The organism is Arthrobacter sp. PvP023, from assembly GCF_017832975.1.
GTDB lineage: Bacteria > Actinomycetota > Actinomycetes > Actinomycetales > Micrococcaceae > Arthrobacter.
The window spans coordinates 44921-61523 of sequence record NZ_JAFIBI010000001.1; the positions used below are offsets into that span (position 1 = coordinate 44921).

At 66.8% G+C, this 16603-nt stretch carries 17 protein-coding genes; 6 read left to right on the forward strand and 11 right to left on the reverse strand.

Annotated elements, in window-relative coordinates; translation table 11 throughout:
- Window positions 1–6 precede the first annotated feature (6 nt).
- The 9 genes from JOE31_RS00170 to JOE31_RS00210 all read right to left on the reverse strand — a co-directional run bounded on the left by JOE31_RS00170 (window position 7) and on the right by JOE31_RS00210 (window position 6543).
- Window positions 7–1059 (reverse strand): HoxN/HupN/NixA family nickel/cobalt transporter, encoded by a 1053-nt coding sequence (locus JOE31_RS00170; protein WP_209741594.1) that lies wholly within the window; start codon window positions 1057–1059, stop codon window positions 7–9.
- Complete coding sequence (locus JOE31_RS00175; RefSeq protein WP_245198861.1) at window positions 1059–1931, reverse strand: urease accessory protein UreD; 873 nt, start codon at window positions 1929–1931, stop codon at window positions 1059–1061. Before JOE31_RS00175 ends, JOE31_RS00170 begins: the two co-directional genes overlap by 1 nt.
- Entirely contained in the window at window positions 1928–2545 is a 618-nt protein-coding gene (gene ureG / locus JOE31_RS00180; protein ID WP_209741595.1) for an urease accessory protein UreG, read from the reverse strand. Before ureG ends, JOE31_RS00175 begins: the two co-directional genes overlap by 4 nt.
- Window positions 2546–2557: 12 nt before the next feature.
- Window positions 2558–3238 carry an urease accessory protein UreF gene (locus tag JOE31_RS00185; RefSeq protein WP_209741596.1) on the reverse strand — a complete coding sequence of 227 codons (681 nt, stop codon included), beginning with the start codon at window positions 3236–3238 and terminating at the stop codon, window positions 2558–2560.
- Window positions 3219–3704: an urease accessory protein UreE gene (ureE, locus tag JOE31_RS00190; protein WP_209741597.1), complete on the reverse strand. Its 486-nt coding sequence runs from the start codon at window positions 3702–3704 to the stop codon at window positions 3219–3221. Before ureE ends, JOE31_RS00185 begins: the two co-directional genes overlap by 20 nt.
- A gap of 24 nt (window positions 3705–3728) precedes the next feature.
- Entirely contained in the window at window positions 3729–5474 is a 1746-nt protein-coding gene (gene ureC, locus JOE31_RS00195; protein WP_209741598.1) for an urease subunit alpha, read from the reverse strand.
- The gene (locus JOE31_RS00200) at window positions 5471–5815 is read right to left on the reverse strand and encodes an urease subunit beta (protein WP_209741599.1); all 345 of its coding nucleotides are present in this window, start codon (window positions 5813–5815) and stop codon (window positions 5471–5473) included. The genes ureC and JOE31_RS00200 overlap by 4 nt, the downstream gene beginning before the upstream one ends.
- A gap of 8 nt (window positions 5816–5823) precedes the next feature.
- Entirely contained in the window at window positions 5824–6126 is a 303-nt protein-coding gene (locus JOE31_RS00205) for an urease subunit gamma (RefSeq protein ID WP_011690112.1), read from the reverse strand.
- A 114-nt stretch (window positions 6127–6240) separates the two neighbouring features.
- On the reverse strand, window positions 6241–6543 hold the full coding sequence (locus JOE31_RS00210) for a DUF4193 domain-containing protein (protein WP_028270561.1): 303 nt from the start codon (window positions 6541–6543) through the stop codon (window positions 6241–6243).
- A gap of 282 nt (window positions 6544–6825) precedes the next feature.
- Between JOE31_RS00210 and JOE31_RS00215 the strand changes: the two genes are divergently transcribed.
- The gene (locus JOE31_RS00215; protein WP_245198862.1) at window positions 6826–8250 is read left to right on the forward strand and encodes an HNH endonuclease signature motif containing protein; all 1425 of its coding nucleotides are present in this window, start codon (window positions 6826–6828) and stop codon (window positions 8248–8250) included.
- A gap of 58 nt (window positions 8251–8308) precedes the next feature.
- On the opposite strand, the gene JOE31_RS00220 is transcribed toward JOE31_RS00215, so the two are convergent.
- Window positions 8309–8944, reverse strand: coding sequence for a DedA family protein (locus JOE31_RS00220; protein WP_209741600.1), 636 nt, complete (start codon window positions 8942–8944; stop codon window positions 8309–8311).
- A gap of 71 nt (window positions 8945–9015) precedes the next feature.
- Here JOE31_RS00220 and JOE31_RS00225 point away from each other — a divergent pair, with 71 nt between their 5' ends.
- Complete coding sequence (locus tag JOE31_RS00225; protein ID WP_209741601.1) at window positions 9016–9978, forward strand: 1-phosphofructokinase family hexose kinase; 963 nt, start codon at window positions 9016–9018, stop codon at window positions 9976–9978.
- A gap of 155 nt (window positions 9979–10133) precedes the next feature.
- Here JOE31_RS00225 and JOE31_RS00230 read toward each other — a convergent pair whose 3' ends face one another.
- Complete coding sequence (locus JOE31_RS00230; RefSeq protein ID WP_245198863.1) at window positions 10134–11420, reverse strand: MFS transporter; 1287 nt, start codon at window positions 11418–11420, stop codon at window positions 10134–10136.
- Window positions 11421–11719: 299 nt separating this feature from the next.
- Here JOE31_RS00230 and JOE31_RS00235 point away from each other — a divergent pair, with 299 nt between their 5' ends.
- The 4 genes from JOE31_RS00235 to JOE31_RS00250 all read left to right on the forward strand — a co-directional run bounded on the left by JOE31_RS00235 (window position 11720) and on the right by JOE31_RS00250 (window position 16599).
- Window positions 11720–12448 (forward strand): GntR family transcriptional regulator, encoded by a 729-nt coding sequence (locus JOE31_RS00235; protein ID WP_209741603.1) that lies wholly within the window; start codon window positions 11720–11722, stop codon window positions 12446–12448.
- A 136-nt stretch (window positions 12449–12584) separates the two neighbouring features.
- Complete coding sequence (locus JOE31_RS00240) at window positions 12585–13931, forward strand: L-fuconate dehydratase (RefSeq protein ID WP_209741604.1); 1347 nt, start codon at window positions 12585–12587, stop codon at window positions 13929–13931.
- Window positions 13928–15400: an aldehyde dehydrogenase (NADP(+)) gene (locus JOE31_RS00245; protein WP_209741605.1), complete on the forward strand. Its 1473-nt coding sequence runs from the start codon at window positions 13928–13930 to the stop codon at window positions 15398–15400. The genes JOE31_RS00240 and JOE31_RS00245 overlap by 4 nt, the downstream gene beginning before the upstream one ends.
- Entirely contained in the window at window positions 15397–16599 is a 1203-nt protein-coding gene (locus JOE31_RS00250) for a fumarylacetoacetate hydrolase family protein (protein ID WP_209741606.1), read from the forward strand. The genes JOE31_RS00245 and JOE31_RS00250 overlap by 4 nt, the downstream gene beginning before the upstream one ends.
- Window positions 16600–16603: the final 4 nt, after the last annotated feature.

Sequence of the window (16603 nt, forward strand, 5' to 3'; positions counted from 1 at the left end):
GGCAAGCTACGCGGCCGTTGAAGCGCCTTTCAACCGCCCGCGCCACACCGCAGCGCCCCACACCGCCAGCAGGACGGCCACCAGCAGCAGTCCGGCCTCGCCCAGGTCCACGGCGCCCAGCCAGCTGGTGAGGGGATCCTCCAGGCCAAAGGCCGCATTGAAGAAGCCGCCCAGGGTGATGGCTGAAATGAACAGTGCGGACACGGCAGAGATCCCGGTGATCAGGGCGTTGAACCCGAGTTTGCGCTGCGGATTGTGGATCGCTGACCGGTACATCCGCATCATGGCGACACCGTTGACCGTGTCGCACAAGGTCATGGCCGCAGTGAACGCCAGCGGCAGCGCCAGCAGTGCCAGCGGAGAGACTCCGGCGAGGGATGCCGCCGTCGTCATCACCAAAAGCCCGATGGTGGTGGCGGTATCGAAACCCAGCCCGAACAGGAAGCCGATCACGTAGATGTTGCGCGGCCGCTGGACCCTGGACAGCGGTTTGGCCAGCAGGCGTGCCACGAATCCCTTCGCTTCAAGGTCCCCCTCCCGCAGCTCGCCGCCGCCCTGCACGTTCCGGTAGGCCTGCGCTGCCTGCAGGAACGCCGAGCCGTTGAACAGGCCAATGGCGAGCAGGAACAGCCCGGAGACGCCGCTGCCGATCAGGCCCAGGACCAGGTTTCCGGTGGTGCCGTCCTCCATGAACTGGCCCACCATGGCGGCGCCGCCCACCACCAGGACTCCGGTGAGGATCACCACCGAACTGTGGCCCAGGCTGAACGCGAACCCGACGCTCACCGGGTCCTTGTGCTGGGCCACGAACTTCCGCGTCGAATTGTCGATCGCAGCGAGGTGGTCCCAGTCGTAACTGTGTTTGATGCCCGCCAGGTACGCGGTGAGCACCAGCCCCAGCCCCAGCGGTTGCACGGCACCCGCCGAACTGACAAGCAACAGTACGACGGCGGCAAGATGCAGCGCGGCCACCGCACCAAAGGCGAAGAGCAGCCGGGTCCGGAGCGGCAGCTGCTCCCGCTCCCGGTACATCGCGGCGAACCCGGTCAGCGTGGCCATCAGTATTTCCTCAGGTTCAGGGGAGCCTGCCCGTACCAGCGCTCCCGCAGCGCGGCGGAGCAGGCGCCCAGCAAACGGTTGAGTTCCTCCGTCGAGTTGGAGAGCGACCGCAGCACCAGGCCGGTGGTTCCGCCGACGGATGCAGTCAGTGACACCCCGGTGCAGGCATCGTGCCCGGCAGTCAGCGCGTGGAGCTCGTCGGCCAGTGCCTGGTCCACCCGGCCGTCCACCACTACCAGCGAACCCAGGTGGCTGTAGCCCTCCATGAAGCCCATGCCGGTGACATCGCCGAGGGGCGGCCGGATCAGCAAGTTGTCCAGCGCCAGCAGTTCGGTGCCGCTGTCCACCTCCACGTGGATCTCGGTGCGGAGCCGCAGTTCCTCGTACCGGAACGAGGCCCCGTCCGGCGACCACCCCGGCGTGACCACTTCAGCCATGACCAGGCTCGACGACGGCCGCACGGTGATGCGGGTGTTCTGCCGGTAGCTGGCCTCCCGGTACGCGATCAGCTGGTCCGGGGCCAGCTCCAACTGCGCCCCCTCCCCCAGCCGCAGGCTCATCCGCTGTTCGGCAAAGGACCCGGGAGTCCGGTAGATTTTCGTGGCGGACTGGGTGGTCAGCAGGAGCTTCGCCCCGTCCCCGACCTCCACGTCAATGACGTAGCGATCGGCCCCAAGGTAGGCGCCGCCCGGATTCACGAGGACATAACAAACCTGCCCGGAGTCATCCAAGTAGTGCGGCCGTAGGATCCGCAAGGCGCCCCGATGGTACTGATGCGCGGCCACGGAGCTGGCCCCGCGATGCTCGATGCGCAGCTCGAGCTCCCCCATCGGTGCGCAAACCGCGGCAGGAACGGCCGCCGTCGTGCTCATTGCGCCAGGTCGAGCATCAGGACGTCGCGCCGCACCCATTCGATGACTGCGTCGAGGCCTTCGTCTGTCTTCAGGTTGGTGAAGCAGAACGGCTTCTCTCCCCGGAATTCCTTCGAATCGCGCTCCATAACCGAGAGGTCCGCGCCGACGTGCGGGGCGAGGTCGGTTTTGTTGATGATGAAGAGGTCCGACTTGATCATGCCCTGGCCGGCCTTGCGCGGGATCTTCTCGCCCTGCGCCACGTCGATGATGTAAATCGAGAAGTCCACCAACTCGGGGCTGAACGTGGCGGAGAGGTTGTCGCCGCCGGATTCAACGAAAATGACCTGCAGGTCCGGGTGGCGCTTCTTGAGCTCCTCGATCGCCGCCGTGTTCATGGACGTGTCCTCGCGGATCGCGGTGTGCGGGCAGCCACCGGTTTCGACGCCGATGATCCGGTCCTCGGGCAGGATGCCGTTGGCGGCCAGGATCTTGGCGTCCTCGATGGTGTAGATGTCGTTGGTGATGGCGGCCATGGAGATTTCGCGGCTCATATGCCGGGTGAGACGCTCCACGAGCTGGGTCTTGCCGGCACCGACCGGTCCGCCGATGCCGATTTTGATGGGTTCAGACATAGTGTCCTCCTGCTAGCTCATGAACATGCGGGCACGCTGACGCTCGTGCCGCATCTGCGAAATTTCCAGTCCGGGGCTGACGGCCCCGAAGTCGTCCGGCGCAAGGCGGCCGATCCGTTCGACGGCGGCAGCGACGTCGTCGGCCGCTTTCCGCAGCAGCCGCTGGCCGGCGTTCTGCCCCAGCGGAATGGCGCGGACGGCGTTCTGCGTCAGCGAGGTGACCGCGGCGAAAAGGTACGCGGCGAGCGCTTCTGCGAGCGGCACCCCAAGGGAACGGGCGACGACGGCGAACGCCAGCGGCTGATGGCCGGCGGCCCGGCCGGCACCCACCAGCGCCCGGTACTGGGCCAGCTCCGGGGAAGGGAAAATTTCGGAGCCGATCTCCAGCAGCCGCGTCCCCATCTTGATGCTCGCCTCCCGCAGCTGCCGCGGCAGGAGCTGCGCCGTGAGCAGTGCGTCCAGTTCCGCAACGGAACCGCCGTCATAGAGGAAACGGATTGCCAGGCCATCGGAGTACGTGAGCTGCTGCCCCACGAACGCGGACAGCCACACCCCGAAGGACGCCTCATCGTGGACCAGGCCGCGCTCAATGTAGGTCTCGAAGCCGAGCGAGTGCGCAAACGCCCCGGTGGGCAACGCGGAGTCGGTCAGCTGCTGCAGCGCGAGCTGGTAGCTAGTGGCTGTGTTCGGCATGGCGGAAGGGGACGGGCATCACGCGTTCCTGGCGGTCGTAGGGCACACCGACATGTTTGAGGTAATCCTCCACGGTGTGGTCGTAGGCGCACACCATCACCTCGGCGCCGTACTCCGAGGACGAATCGAAGAACTGCGCCTGCAGGTGCCGGTTGCCGAGCGAGTGCGCCACCACGCCCATTTCGTGGATGGTCCGAGGCGCCACCACCAGGACGTCGGTGGGCAGCACGGACACCACGATCATGTTGGTTTCGGCCACGTGCAGGATGTCGCCGTCGCGCAGGTCCCCGGAACCGGCGGGCAGCCGGATGCCGAGTTCCTTGCCGTGGTCCGTGGTGACGCGCTGGATCCGCTTCACCAGCTGGGCGCTGGGCAGCACCACTTTTTCCTGGTGCAGGGCGGCGAGGGCTCCGGCCTCCGAGGCAGGGAGCTCGTGCAGGTTGCCGAGGATTTTCTCGATGATCACGTGGGGGCTCCGGGGGTCGGGATCTTAGAAGAGGAAGTAGCGCTGGGCCATGGGCAGAACGTCCGCCGGTTCACACGTGACGTCCTCGCCGTCCACCGTCACCTTGTACGTTTCCGGGTCCACCTGGATGTCCGGCGTGGCGTCGTTGAACTTGAGGTCGGCCTTGGATAGCGTGCGGATCCCGGACACAGGGCGGATGTTCTTTTGGAGCCCCAGTTCCTCCGGCACACCGGCCTCTATCGCGGCCTGGGACAGGAACGTAATAGAGGACTGCTGCACCGCCTTGCCGAATGCGGCGAACATCGGGCGCATGGTCCGCGGCTGCGGGGTGGGGATCGAGGCGTTGGCATCGCCCATGAGTGCGTAGGCGATCTGGCCGCCTTTGAGCACCAGTTCCGGCTTCACCCCGAAGAACGCGGGGTCCCAGAGCACCAGGTCCGCGAACTTGCCTTCCTCCACCGAGCCGATGGATTCGGCCATGCCCTGAGCGATGGCGGCGTTGATGGTGTACTTCGCCACGTAGCGCTTGATCCGGAAGTTGTCGCTGTCCGAACCGGAGCCGTTGGGAGCGCCGTGCGCGCCGCCGGCCGGGTCCTTCAGCACGCCGCGCTGCTTCTTCATTTTGTCCGCCACCTGCCAGGTGCGGGTGATCACCTCGCCCACCCGGCCCATGGCCTGGGAGTCGGAGGACGTGATGGCGAAGACCCCCAGGTCCTGCAGCACGTCCTCGGCGGCGATGGTCTCGGCGCGGATCCGGGAATCGGCGAACGCCACGTCTTCCGGGATGTCCGGGTTGAGGTGGTGGCACACCATGAGCATGTCCAGGTGCTCTTCGATGGTGTTGCGCGTGTAAGGCAGCGTGGGGTTGGTGGACGCGGGCAGTACGTTGGGCAGCCCGGCGATCTTGATGATGTCCGGGGCGTGGCCGCCGCCGGCGCCCTCGGTGTGGAAGGTGTGGATGACCCGGCCGGCGATGGCCCGGATGGTGTCCTCCACGAAGCCGCATTCATTGAGGGTGTCGGTGTGGATGGCTACCTGGACGTCGTATTCGTCCGCCACTTTCAGGGAGTTGTCGATCGAGGACGTGGTGGAACCCCAGTCCTCATGGACCTTGAGTCCGATGGCGCCGGCCCGGATCTGCTCGGCCAGCGGTTCGACGGCCGAGGCGTGGCCCTTGCCGAACAGCCCGATGTTGATGGGCATTCCCTCGGTGGCCTGCAGCATCCGCTGGATGTGCCATTTTCCGGGCGTGACGGTGGTGGCCTTAGTGCCTTCCGCCGGCCCGGTTCCCCCGCCCACCATGGTGGTCACGCCGCTGGTGAGCGCGGTGGGCACCTGGTCCGGGGAGATGAAGTGGATGTGCGTGTCCACGCCGCCAGCGGTGAGGATCTTCCGTTCCCCGGCGATGATTTCGGTACTGGCGCCGATCACGATGTCCACGCCGTCGGCGATCTGCGGGTTGCCGGCCTTGCCGATCTTGAGGATGTGGCCGTCCCTGATCGCCACGTCCGCCTTGTAGATGCCGGTGTAGTCCAGGATGACGGCGTTGGTGATGACGGTGTCCGGAACATCTTCTTCCCGGGTCACCTGGCCGTTCTGGCCCATGCCGTCGCGGATCACCTTGCCCCCGCCGAACACCACTTCCTCGCCGTAGACGGTGAGGTCCTTTTCGATCTCAAGGAACAGTTCGGTGTCCGCGAGGCGGATGGAGTCGCCCGTCGTCGGGCCGTAGAGGTCCGCGTACTGCCTGCGGGTCAGGTCGAAGCTCATTTGGCTACCGCCTTCGCTGCTTTGGGATCAGCCGGGGCCAGCGTGCCGTTGACCGCGTTGCTAAGGCCGTACACCTCGCGGCTGCCCGCCAGCTCGATCAGCCGGACGGTCTTGCTGTCCCCCGGTTCAAACCGGGCCGCAGTGCCCGCCGGAATGTCCAGCCGGCGGCCGTAGGCAGCGGCGCGGTCAAACTCAAGGGCGGCGTTCGCTTCAGCGAAGTGGTAGTGCGAGCCCACCTGAACGGGCCGGTCACCGGTGTTAACAACGACGACGTCGATCGCGTCGCGTCCGGCATTGATCACCACGGGCGTGGATCCGAGAACATACTCGCCTGGAATCATGGCCTGCCCTACCGGATCGGATCGTGGACAGTGACGAGCTTGGTGCCGTCCGGGAACGTGGCTTCGATCTGAACGTCGTGGATCATTTCCGGCACGCCCTCCATCACGTCGTCCCGGGTCAGCAGCGTGGTGCCGTAACTCATGAGGTCGGCGACGGTCCGGCCATCCCGGGCGCCCTCGATCAGCTCGTAGCTGATGATTGCCACGGATTCAGGGAAGTTCAGCTTCAGGCCGCGGGCCTGGCGGCGCCGGGCAAGGTCTGCGGCGACCACAATCATGAGCTTTTCCTGCTCACGGGGCATCAGGTGCATCGAAAATCCCTTCAACGTACTGCTTGTGTAACCACAGTAGGCCGGTCACGTTTCCGTGAGATTTCCGGGGCCCGTCTCCCGGTTCAGGGACAGCGGGAGACGGCGTGGCGGCCCTTAGCCTTCGCAATCAACGCAATAGGCGTGACCGTTCTTTTCGCGGGCGATCTGGGACCGGTGCCGGACCAGGAAGCAGGAGTAGCAGGTGAATTCATCCTGCGCCTGTGGGATGACCTGGACCACCAGTTCCTCGGCCACGAACTCGCCGCCGGGGACCATGCCGTCGTCCAGTGCGTCTGTCTCGTCCAGTTCCCGGACAACGCTTCGCGCGTCGGGTGCGTTGGCGGACTGGAGCGCCTCCAGGGAGTTCTCCTGGGATTCCTTGACGTCGGATCGTACTTCGTCGTAATCGGTTGCCACTTTGGGTGTTTCTCTTTTCTGATGTTCTTGCCCTGACGGGAATGCAACCTACACCATCGCACCCTTATTCCCGATACACCACAACGAACTAAGTCGAAGTGGTGTAATGTTCGGCACGCTCCGGCACGAAATCAGGTGGCGCGCGCTGCGCGCTCAGCTCGCCAGGGACCGTTATGCCCTGCGAACGTGCCTCGTCTGCCTGCGGTTTTGAAGCGGGTGGCTTTGAAGCGGGGTGGCTTTGAAGCGGGGTTTTTTGTCGGTGCCTGCTGGCATGCTGTGGGTATGGACGGCAAAGCAGTTGCGGAGACGTTGGAGGGCATGGCGGCCTCCCTTGCTGCCTTGGCTGCGTTCGCCGGTCGCGTGGCCGGAAGCGCGGCCCCGACTGAAGCTGACCCTCTTCGGGACGAAGCGGACGCGTGCCTGGACGGCATGGCTGAGGCGGGCAGCATGGAAGCCATGCTGGCCGCGGTGAAAGTGCACTTCGCCGCCGGATACGCGGCCGCTGCCGCGGCCTTGGCGGCCCCGGCCGTTTCCCCGCAGGAGCGCACGGCCCGGGACATGGCGGTGACAGCAGAAGTGGCCTGTGCCCTGACTGTCAGCGAACGATCGGCCGCGGCGTTCCTGGCGGAGGCGGCCGCCCTGACCACCCGGTTGCCCCTGACCCTGTCGGCGCTGCGGTCTGGGGGCATTTCGTGGCAGCACGCGCGGGTGATGTGTGATGAAACATCCGGTCTGGACCCGGTCGCGGCCGCTGCCCTGGAGGGGCATTTCCTGGACCCCGAAGCTCCTTTTGCTGCGCGTGGCTGCCCGGCCGGGGAGCTGGTGCCGGGCAGATTCCGGGCCAAAGCGCGCAGCTGGCGTGAGCGGCACCACCCGGTAAGTATCGAAGCGCGCCACCGCAAGGGCATGGAGGACCGTCGGCTGGACTATGCCCCGGACCGGGACGGCATGGCGTGGCTCTCGGCCTACGTGAGTGCGGACGTGGCAGCGGGTGTGTGGGCCCGTGCCACGGAAGCGGCCCGGGCCCTGCAGGGGCCGGCCGAATCCCGGACCCTGACCCAGCTCCGCGCGGACGTCGCCGCGGACTGGCTCATCGCCGGCGTCACCGAGGGTGTTCCGTCGCCGAAGGCGCAGGTGTTGGTGACCGTGCCGGTGTTATCGCTCCTGGGCGCCGGGACGGAACCGGCCACACTGGACGGGTACGGTCCCGTTCCGCCGTCCATGGCCCGCCGGCTTGTCGCCGATGGCGCCGGATCGTTCCTGCGTGTGCTGACCGACCCGCGCAGCGGGGCGCCGCTGGAGGTCGGACGCAGCAGCTACCGGGTCCCGAAGGCGATGCGTCAATGGTTACGGCTTCGGGACGGCCGGTGCCCTTTTCCCGGCTGCACCAACCACTCCCTGGACAACGAAGCGGACCACCTGCTGGCCTGGTCCGACGGCGGCGGCACCGGCATCACCAACCTGGGCCAGCCATGCCGGAAGCACCACCGGCTCAAACACACCACAGCGTGGCGGCCGGTCGGCGCCACCCGCGACCGGCCACCGGGCTGGATCTCACCCGCAGGACGCTCCTACCCCAGCGAACAACAGGACTGGGAACCACCACACTGGCCCGACGTACTAACCGATGCCCCCGACCACGGAGAGGCCGGGCCACCATTACCGGTGGACCCCTTCCCTGACTGGGCACTATTCCTCGCGGCCTAGGATCCACCCTTGCCTCTGCTGCCCGGCCATCCGTGGCGAGTAGTCAACGCCCTGCGGGTCACGGTTGTGGATGCGCGCTGCTGTCTGCATCCGTCGCCTGCCTGTGCCGGCGGATCCGCCATGTGACCAGCACGCCGACTGCCACTGCGGCAACAACGATGGCGGCAGCACTTCCGGCGGTGTGTGCCACCTCGTCGTACAGGTTCCCGGCAAGGTATCCGAGGGTCACGAACAGGCTCCCCCACAGCACGCCGCCGGTGATGTTCCACAGCGCGAAGCGCCGGTAGGGCATGCCGCTCAACCCGGCCAGTGCCGGCATCACTGCGCGGAAGAAGGCGGTGAACCGGCCAAGGAAGATGGCCGGTCCGCCCCGCCGCTTCAGGAACTCCTGGGCCTTCTCCAGTTGGGGTCGCTTCCGGTCATAGGTCTTGAGCGACATCAGCCGGGGGCCCAGGTGCTTGCCGATTTCATACCCCACCGTGTCGCCGAGGATCGCTGCGGAGACCACCACGGCAATCATCACCGCAAGCGGGATGCTGCCTTTGCCGGCGATCACACCTCCCACCACCGCCGCGGTTTCGCCGGGAATGACGAAGCCGATGAAGAGGGCGTCCTCGGCGAAAACGAGCGCGAACACAACACAGGCCACCAGTACCGGGCTGGCGTTGAGGAGTCCGTCGAAGAATGCCTGCATCAGCAACAGTGTGGCAGTAGGGACGGGCTGCCGTCAGCGCTTCAGGTCCCCGCGTCTCCTATGCTGGGGCCATGGACGCCTCGCAGCAGTTGGGCAGTAAGCCGATTCTCACCCTGACGGTGAATCCGGCCTTGGACATCAGCACCTCAACCGAACAGGTCAGCAGCGGCCATAAGCTCAGGTGCGGCGCGAGCCGCCTCGACCCGGGCGGCGGCGGCATCAACGTGGCGAGGGTAATCCAGCGACTGGGCGGACAAACCCTCGCGGTATATACGGCAGGCGGGCCCACGGGGGAAGCCTATCGGCGGCTGATCGAAGCGGAGCGCATCCCGACGCTGGCGGTCCCCATCCACGGGAGCACCCGCCAGGACTTCACCGTTGATGAGACGTCCACCGGCAAACAGTTCCGGTTCGTGCTCCAGGGCCCGGAACTTAGGGAACCGGAGTGGCAGTCCTGCCTGGACATTGTTGCCGCGTCCATGCCGGCGGGCGGCTATGTGGTGGCCAGCGGCAGCCTTCCGCCGGGAGTCCCGGACGACTTCTATGCGCGGGTTGCCCGCTTGGCGCGTCAGTCCGGTGCCCACTGCGTCGTTGACGCCTCCGGGCCGGCACTCACCCAGGCGCTGACCGCGGGAGTGTTCATGGTCAAGCCGAGCCTGCGCGAACTGGGGGCGCATTTCGGCGCCGCCCTCGACAGTGAGCAGAGCCAGGTGGACGCCGCATCCGCCCTCGTGGCTGACGGGGCAGCGGAACACGTCGCCCTGACCCTCGGCGGGTCCGGAGCCCTGCTCGCGTCGAAATCCGGCCTCATCCGGCTCACCGTGCCGAACGTGCCGGTGGTCAGTACGGTAGGGGCCGGGGACAATTTCCTCGCCGCTTTTGTGCTCCGGCTCGCCCAAGGGCGCCCGCTTGAAGCGGCTTTCCGGGCCGCAGTGGCCGCCGGAAGCGCCACGGTCATGACGCCTGCCACCGAACTGTGCCACCGGGCCGACGTGGAACGCCTGGAGGCTGAACTCGCCAACACAGCGACCTGACCGGCCGCGGGCGTCCTGCGCGCCCTGGCACCGCAGCCGGAACCTGTCCACGTGTAGGTGGTCTGCATCGGAAAAGGTCCCTGGCCAAAGGCAAAGGGGCGGCGGCAACCCCTCCGGGTTGCCGCCGCCACGCGGTTGACGACTGTTGCCGGCGGTTACACCACGGCTACGGGCTCTTTGACCTTCAGGGGCTCAATCTTGCCCATGACAAAGAGGTAGTTGGCGGCACCCACGAGCGAGATGGCTCCGATGACCGCCAGCGGGGCCACGAAGGAACCGGTCTGGTCCACCAGCACGCCGATCAGGATCGGGGTGAAGATTCCGGCCAGGTTGGAGGCGAAGTTCTGCAGTCCGCCGATGGATCCGACGTGCTTGGAGCTTGGGGCAACGTCCGCGGGCAGCGACCAAATGCCGGTCGCGGCGACGGTGAGGCTTGAGTAAGCGACGGAAAGCAGGGCCAGGGCCATCCAGGCTTCCGGCACGAGGGCGGCGAACATGATGACGGAGCCGCCTGCGAGGCCGCCCGCGATGGCGGTTTTGCGGACCTTGGTGACGGATGCCCCGGCCCGGACTGCGCGGTCCGCCAGGTATCCGCCCAGCCAGCCGCACAGCACCGCGCAGATTCCGGGGATGGCACCGAAGAAGCCCAGCTTGAGCAGGTCGAATCCGCGTTCCTTCACGAGGTAGCTCGGGAAGAAGGTGATGAAGAAGTAGATGGCGCTGTTCAGGCAGAAGAAGCCGAACATCATGCTGAGGATGGTGCGGTACTTGAAGAGCGAGCGCCACGGGAGCTTGGCGGCGTTGGCGTCGTCGCTGCCTTCGCCGCGGGCGCCGCCTTCTTCGATGTACGCCACTTCGGCGGCGTTGGCGCCGGGGTGCTCCTGGGGGCTGCGGTACACCTTCCACCAGACGGCTGCCCAGATCACGCCGGCAATGCCGATGATGATGAACACTGCGTGCCACGAGGTCAGCGCCACGATCAGGGTAACGATGGGAAGCGCTATCACGGCCCCCACGCGGGAACCCGAGTCCCAGATGCTCGTGGCAAAAGCCCGCTCACGGACGGGGAACCAGGTGGCCACCACCTTGGCGGCAGTGCTGGGCGCGGGGCTTTCGCCGACACCCAGGAGGAAGCGGGCCGCGAACAGGGACCAGAAGTTCGTCGCCGCGGCGGTCACCATGGTGAAGACGGACCACCAGAGCGCCGCCAAGGAGAACGACCTGCGGGGTCCGACTTTATCCACGTACCAACCGGCCGCCAGCTGGCAGAAGTCGTAGGCCCAGAAGAAGGCCGCAAAGATCAGGCCCTGCTGGGTGGCGGTCAGTTCGAAGTCCTTGCCCATGAAGGGGAGGGCAACACTGAGGCTGGAGCGGTCCAGGTAGTTGATGCTCAGCCCGATGAAGGCAAGCCAGATGATGACCCAACGCTTCCGGGTCATCATGCGGGGATTTTTTGGGGATGACGTACTGGCAACTTTACTTCCGAGCGCAGTCATGTGGTCTCCTTCGACGTGAACATGGCTTCGGGCGCCTGTGGCGCCGGGGGAAGACACCGAAGATATCGATGCCAAAATCATATAGGAATCTGGTTAATCATATAGAAAATGTGATCCGGATCAAGCCCCCTCGAAAATCACCCGAAACAGCTCTCCGCCGGAGCGACTGATGGCCCGGTGGAATATGATTCCCCCAGCGACTCCCACCCCGACAACACACCCAACCAGCACTAAGAGGTCAGCGCGTGCCCCCACGTCAGTCTTCCGACATCTCCCGCGGCAAAGCAGCCGTCAGCGATGTGTATTCGTCCATGCGCGCCTCCATCCTCGAAGGCGAAATCGCACCCGGCACCCGGATCAACATCGATGCCGTGTCGCGCAGCCTGGGCGTATCGCAGACGCCGGTGCGCGAAGTGCTGCAGCGGCTCGAAGGCGACAACCTGGTGGTCTACAACCCCGGCCGGGGCTACAGCACCACGCCGCTGCTGGACCTGGCCGAACTCCGCTCCCTCTTCGAGTTCCGGCTGCTGGTGGAGCCTTGGGCGGCACGTTCGGCAGCCGTCGACCGGCTGGCCAATCCCTCCGCCGCACTCGAGAAGGAAATTACGGCGTTCCGCAGCGCCATGACGTCCGCAGGTGATCTGCGGCAGGATCTGGTGGCCCATGACACCCGCTTCCACGACACGATCCTGGCCGCCGCCGGCAACACCGTAGTCCGCCACGCCTTCGCCCAGACGCACTGCCACCTGCACACCTTCCGCCTCTACCCGGCCGACGTCGACGGCGCCATCACCGTCGCGGAACACTCGGCCGTCCGCGAGGCCATCAAGGCGTGCCAGCCCGAACAGGCCGAAGCGGCCATGGCGGAGCACATCCGGAACTCGTTTGCCCGCTTCGCCCAGGCCTTCGAAGGCCAGGCAGACCTCGCACCGCTCGAGGACGGCGGCCCGCCCAGGCGGCACATCGTGGATTAGCTCCAGAGCCCCGGCCCCTCGGCCGGGGTTCTTTTTTGCCATCGGCACTTGATCTGGATCACAGTTCCTATATGATTACGGAAATTCATATAGGAAATCATCCCACCCCTTCAGATCAATCCGAGAGAAGAGATCCATGCCTTCCATCACTTCCATCACCACCCAGGACGTCCGCTTTCCCACGTCCCTGGAGCTCGATGGGTCCGACGCGGTCAATGTTGACCCCGACTACTCCGCCGCCTATGTCGTCATCCGCACCGATGCGGGCGATGAGGGCCACGGCTTTGTGTTCAGCTGCGGCCGCGGCAGCGAAATCCTCACGGCGGCCATCAACTCGTACGCTGAGCTGCTTCGGGGCCGGGACATTGACGAACTGATCTACGACCTCGGCAGCGCCTCCAAGCGACTCATCCACGACTCGCAGCTCCGGTGGCTCGGCCCGGAAAAGGGCGTCACCCAGATGGCGGCCGGCGCGCTGGTCAGCGCGCTCTGGGACATCCGCGCCCGCCGCGAAAACAAGCCGCTCTGGCTGCTCCTGAGCGAAATGTCCCCGGAAGAGATCGTGGACGTCGTGGACTTCACCCACATCCGCGACGCCCTGAACCCGCAGCAGGCGCTGGACATCCTCCGGGCGGGCCAGGACGGCAAGTCCGCACGGATCGCCTCCCTCAGGGCGGATGGCTACCCCGCCTACACCACGTCGCCGGGGTGGCTGGGCTACAGCGACGAGAAGCTCGTCCGGCTCAGCAAGGAGGCCGCCGCCGCCGGCTTCTCCATGATCAAGCTCAAGGTGGGCGGCGACATCGCTGACGACCGCCGCCGCATGGCCCTCGCCCGGCAGGCGGTGGGCAACCTGCCTATCGCCATCGACGCCAACCAGCGCTGGGAAGTGTCCGAGGCGATTGAATGGGTCAACCAGCTGGCCGAGTTCAATCCCTACTGGATCGAAGAGCCCACCAGCACCGACGACATCCTGGGCCATGCGGACATCCGGAAGGGAGTAGCCCCGGTCCGCGTCGCCACCGGCGAGGCCGTAGCCAGCCGCATTGTGTTCAAGCAGCTGCTGCAGGCAGGGGCCATCGACGTCCTGCAGCTGGATTCCACCCGGGTGGGCGGCGTCAACGAGAACATCGCCAACCTGCTACTCGCCGCCAAGTTCGGCGTCCCGGTTTGCCCGCATGCCGGCGGCGTTGGCCTGTGCGAACTGGTCCAGCACTTCTCCTTCTTCGACTACGCCGCCATCACCGGACGCCAGGACGGCCGCATGATCGAATACGTGGACCACCTGCACGAACACTTCGCCGAACCGGTGCGGATCGTTGGGGGACGCTATGCCGCCCCGGAACGCCCGGGCACCGGGGCCGAGATGCTCAGCGCTTCCCGGACGCGCTGGGAATTCCCCTCCGGCCCGGGGTGGCTTGAAGTGGGCAACCGTGCCGCCGTCACCGGCGCGAGCCTTGCACCTGCCGGAGCCGGCCGATGAACACCACCGCCGGCCAGCTGAACGCATCCGTCGAGGCCGCCCACGCAGCCTTCGAGAAAGCCCGCCTGGCAGGTCCCGGAACGCGGGCGTCCTGGCTTGAAGCGGTAGCCGCAGGCCTGGAAGGAGACGCCGCGGCACTCGTGGAGATCGCGGCCGCGGAGACCCATCTCGCCGAACCCCGGCTCCAGGGCGAGCTGAAGCGCACTGTCTTCCAGCTCAGGCTCTTCGCCGACGAGATCCGCCGCGGCGAGCACTTCGACGCGACGATCGACCATGACGATGCCGCCTGGGGCATTGGACCGCGGCCCGACCTCCGCCGCTACAACGTGCCGCTCGGCGTGGTGGGCGTCTTCGGGGCGTCCAACTTCCCCTTCGCCTTCAGTGTGATGGGCGGTGACTCCGCGTCGGCCCTGGCGGCCGGCTGCGCCGTCGTCCACAAGGCGCACGACGGACACCGGGAACTTGCGGTCCGTACCGCCGAAACGGTGACCGCGGCGCTCGAGGGCGCCGGGGCGCCGTCGGGCCTCTTCTCCCTGGTCACTGGCCGCCAGGCTGCGGAGGCACTGGTTGACCACCCGCTGGTGAAGGCCATCGGGTTCACGGGTTCGACGGCGGGCGGCCGGGCTTTGTTCGACCGTGCAGCTGCACGGCCCGAACCGATCCCGTTCTTTGGGGAACTGGGCGGCATCAATGCCGTTTTCGTCACCGGCAACGCCTGGTCCGCACGCCGCGAGGAGATCCTGGGCGGCTACGCCGGCTCCTTCACGCAGGGAATGGGTCAGTTCTGCACCAAGCCGGGCGTGCTCTTCATCCCCGCCGGGCACACTGACGAGGTCCGGGACAGCCTTCGGGACGCCCTCGCGGACTTCGCTCCGGCGCAGCTGCTCAGCGAACGGCTGCACGAAGGGTTCCGGCAGGCAGTTGCCGGGCTGCGGGACACGGCAGGCGTGCAGGTGCTGGTGGACGGCGATTTCGCTGAGGCGCCGGCACCCACGGTGTTGCTGACCACGGCCGACGCCGTCCGCCGGGACCCCGGCATCCTCCGCCAGGAAATGTTCGGGCCGGCCAGCCTGGTGGTGGAGTACAGCGACGACTCCGAACTCGCCGCCCTTGCCGGGCTCCTGGAAGGCCAGCTGACCACCACACTGCAGGCCGAACCGGAGGACGACGTCGCCGAACTTGCCGGCAGGCTCGCGGACATCAGCGGGCGCCTGCTCTGGAACGGCTGGCCAACGGGGGTGACCGTCAGTTACGCCCAGCACCACGGCGGGCCATACCCGGCCACGACGTCGGGCACCACCTCCGTGGGGACGGCCGCCATCCGGCGGTTCCTGCGGCCGGTGGCCTTCCAGTCTTTTCCGGAGCAGCGGCTACCGGAGCCGCTGCAGGATGCGAACCCCTGGAACGTCCCGCAAAGGGTCGACGGCGCCTGGCGGCGGCCGTCCGCACGGCCGGACGGTCAGCGGTGACGGCGCTGCCGGCGCAGGTCGCCGCAGTCCTTCCGGAGGATGCGGAGGACGCGCTCCTCATCGGCCGTCTCTGGGATGTGGAAACCTCCGGTCCGCGGGTCGTGGGGGTGCGGGGCGGCGATGTGTTCGACCTGCAGCATCTCGCCGGCACGGTGTCGGAGCTGATGGAACGCCCGGAGCCCGCGGCGGAGGTCCGTGCAGCCATGACTGAGGCTCGGTGGAAGACGGCGGACGTCGTCAGCGCCTCGCTGGCGCAGGACACAACGCGTCCGCACCTGCTGGCGCCCGTTGACCTCCAGGTCATCAAGGCCTGCGGGGTGACGTTCGTGGACAGCATGATCGAGCGCGTCATCGAGGAGCGCTGCGGCGGGGATGCAGGCCGGGCCACCGAGATGCGTGAACTTGTGGGCAAGGCGCTGGGCGGCAGCATCGGCGAGGTCCGGCCGGGCTCCCCCGAGGCCGCCGAAGCCAAGCGGATACTGATCGCCGAAGGGCTGTGGTCGCAGTACCTCGAGGTGGGCATCGGCCCCGACCCCGAGGTCTTCACCAAGGCACCCGTGCTGTCCTCCGTCGGCCTTGGTGCCGGTGTCGGAATTCCTGCGTTCTCTTCCTGGAACAACCCGGAGCCGGAGCTCGTGCTGATCGCCACCTCCGCGGGCAAGGTGGTGGGTGCGACACTCGGCAATGACGTGAACCTCCGCGACGTTGAAGGGCGGAGTGCCCTGCTGTTGGGCAAGGCCAAGGACAACAACGCCTCCAGCGCCTTGGGGCCGCTGATCCGGCTGTTCGACGGCGGGTTCACCCTCGAGACCCTGCGGCAGGAAGAGATACTGCTCCGGGTGGAGGGTACGGACGGGTACCAGCTCGAAGGCCGGAACACGGTGGCCCGGATCAGCCGTCCATTCGAGGAGCTGGTGGCCGCGACCTTCGGCAGGCACCACCAGTACCCGGACGGGTTCGCGCTCTTCACGGGCACACTGTTCGCGCCCACGCAGGACCGGGACGAACCCGGGCAGGGCTTCACCCACAAGATGGGGGACGTGGTCACCATCCGCAGCAGCCATCTTGGAGCCCTGGTCAACACAGTGGGTGCAGCCGAGGAACTGCCGCCCTGGCGCTTCGGGCTGCGTCAGCAGTTCGCCTACCTCGCCGGGGTGGAGCGGTCCGCTTCAGCTGTGGGCTCTGCAAGCGTCAGCTGAAGAG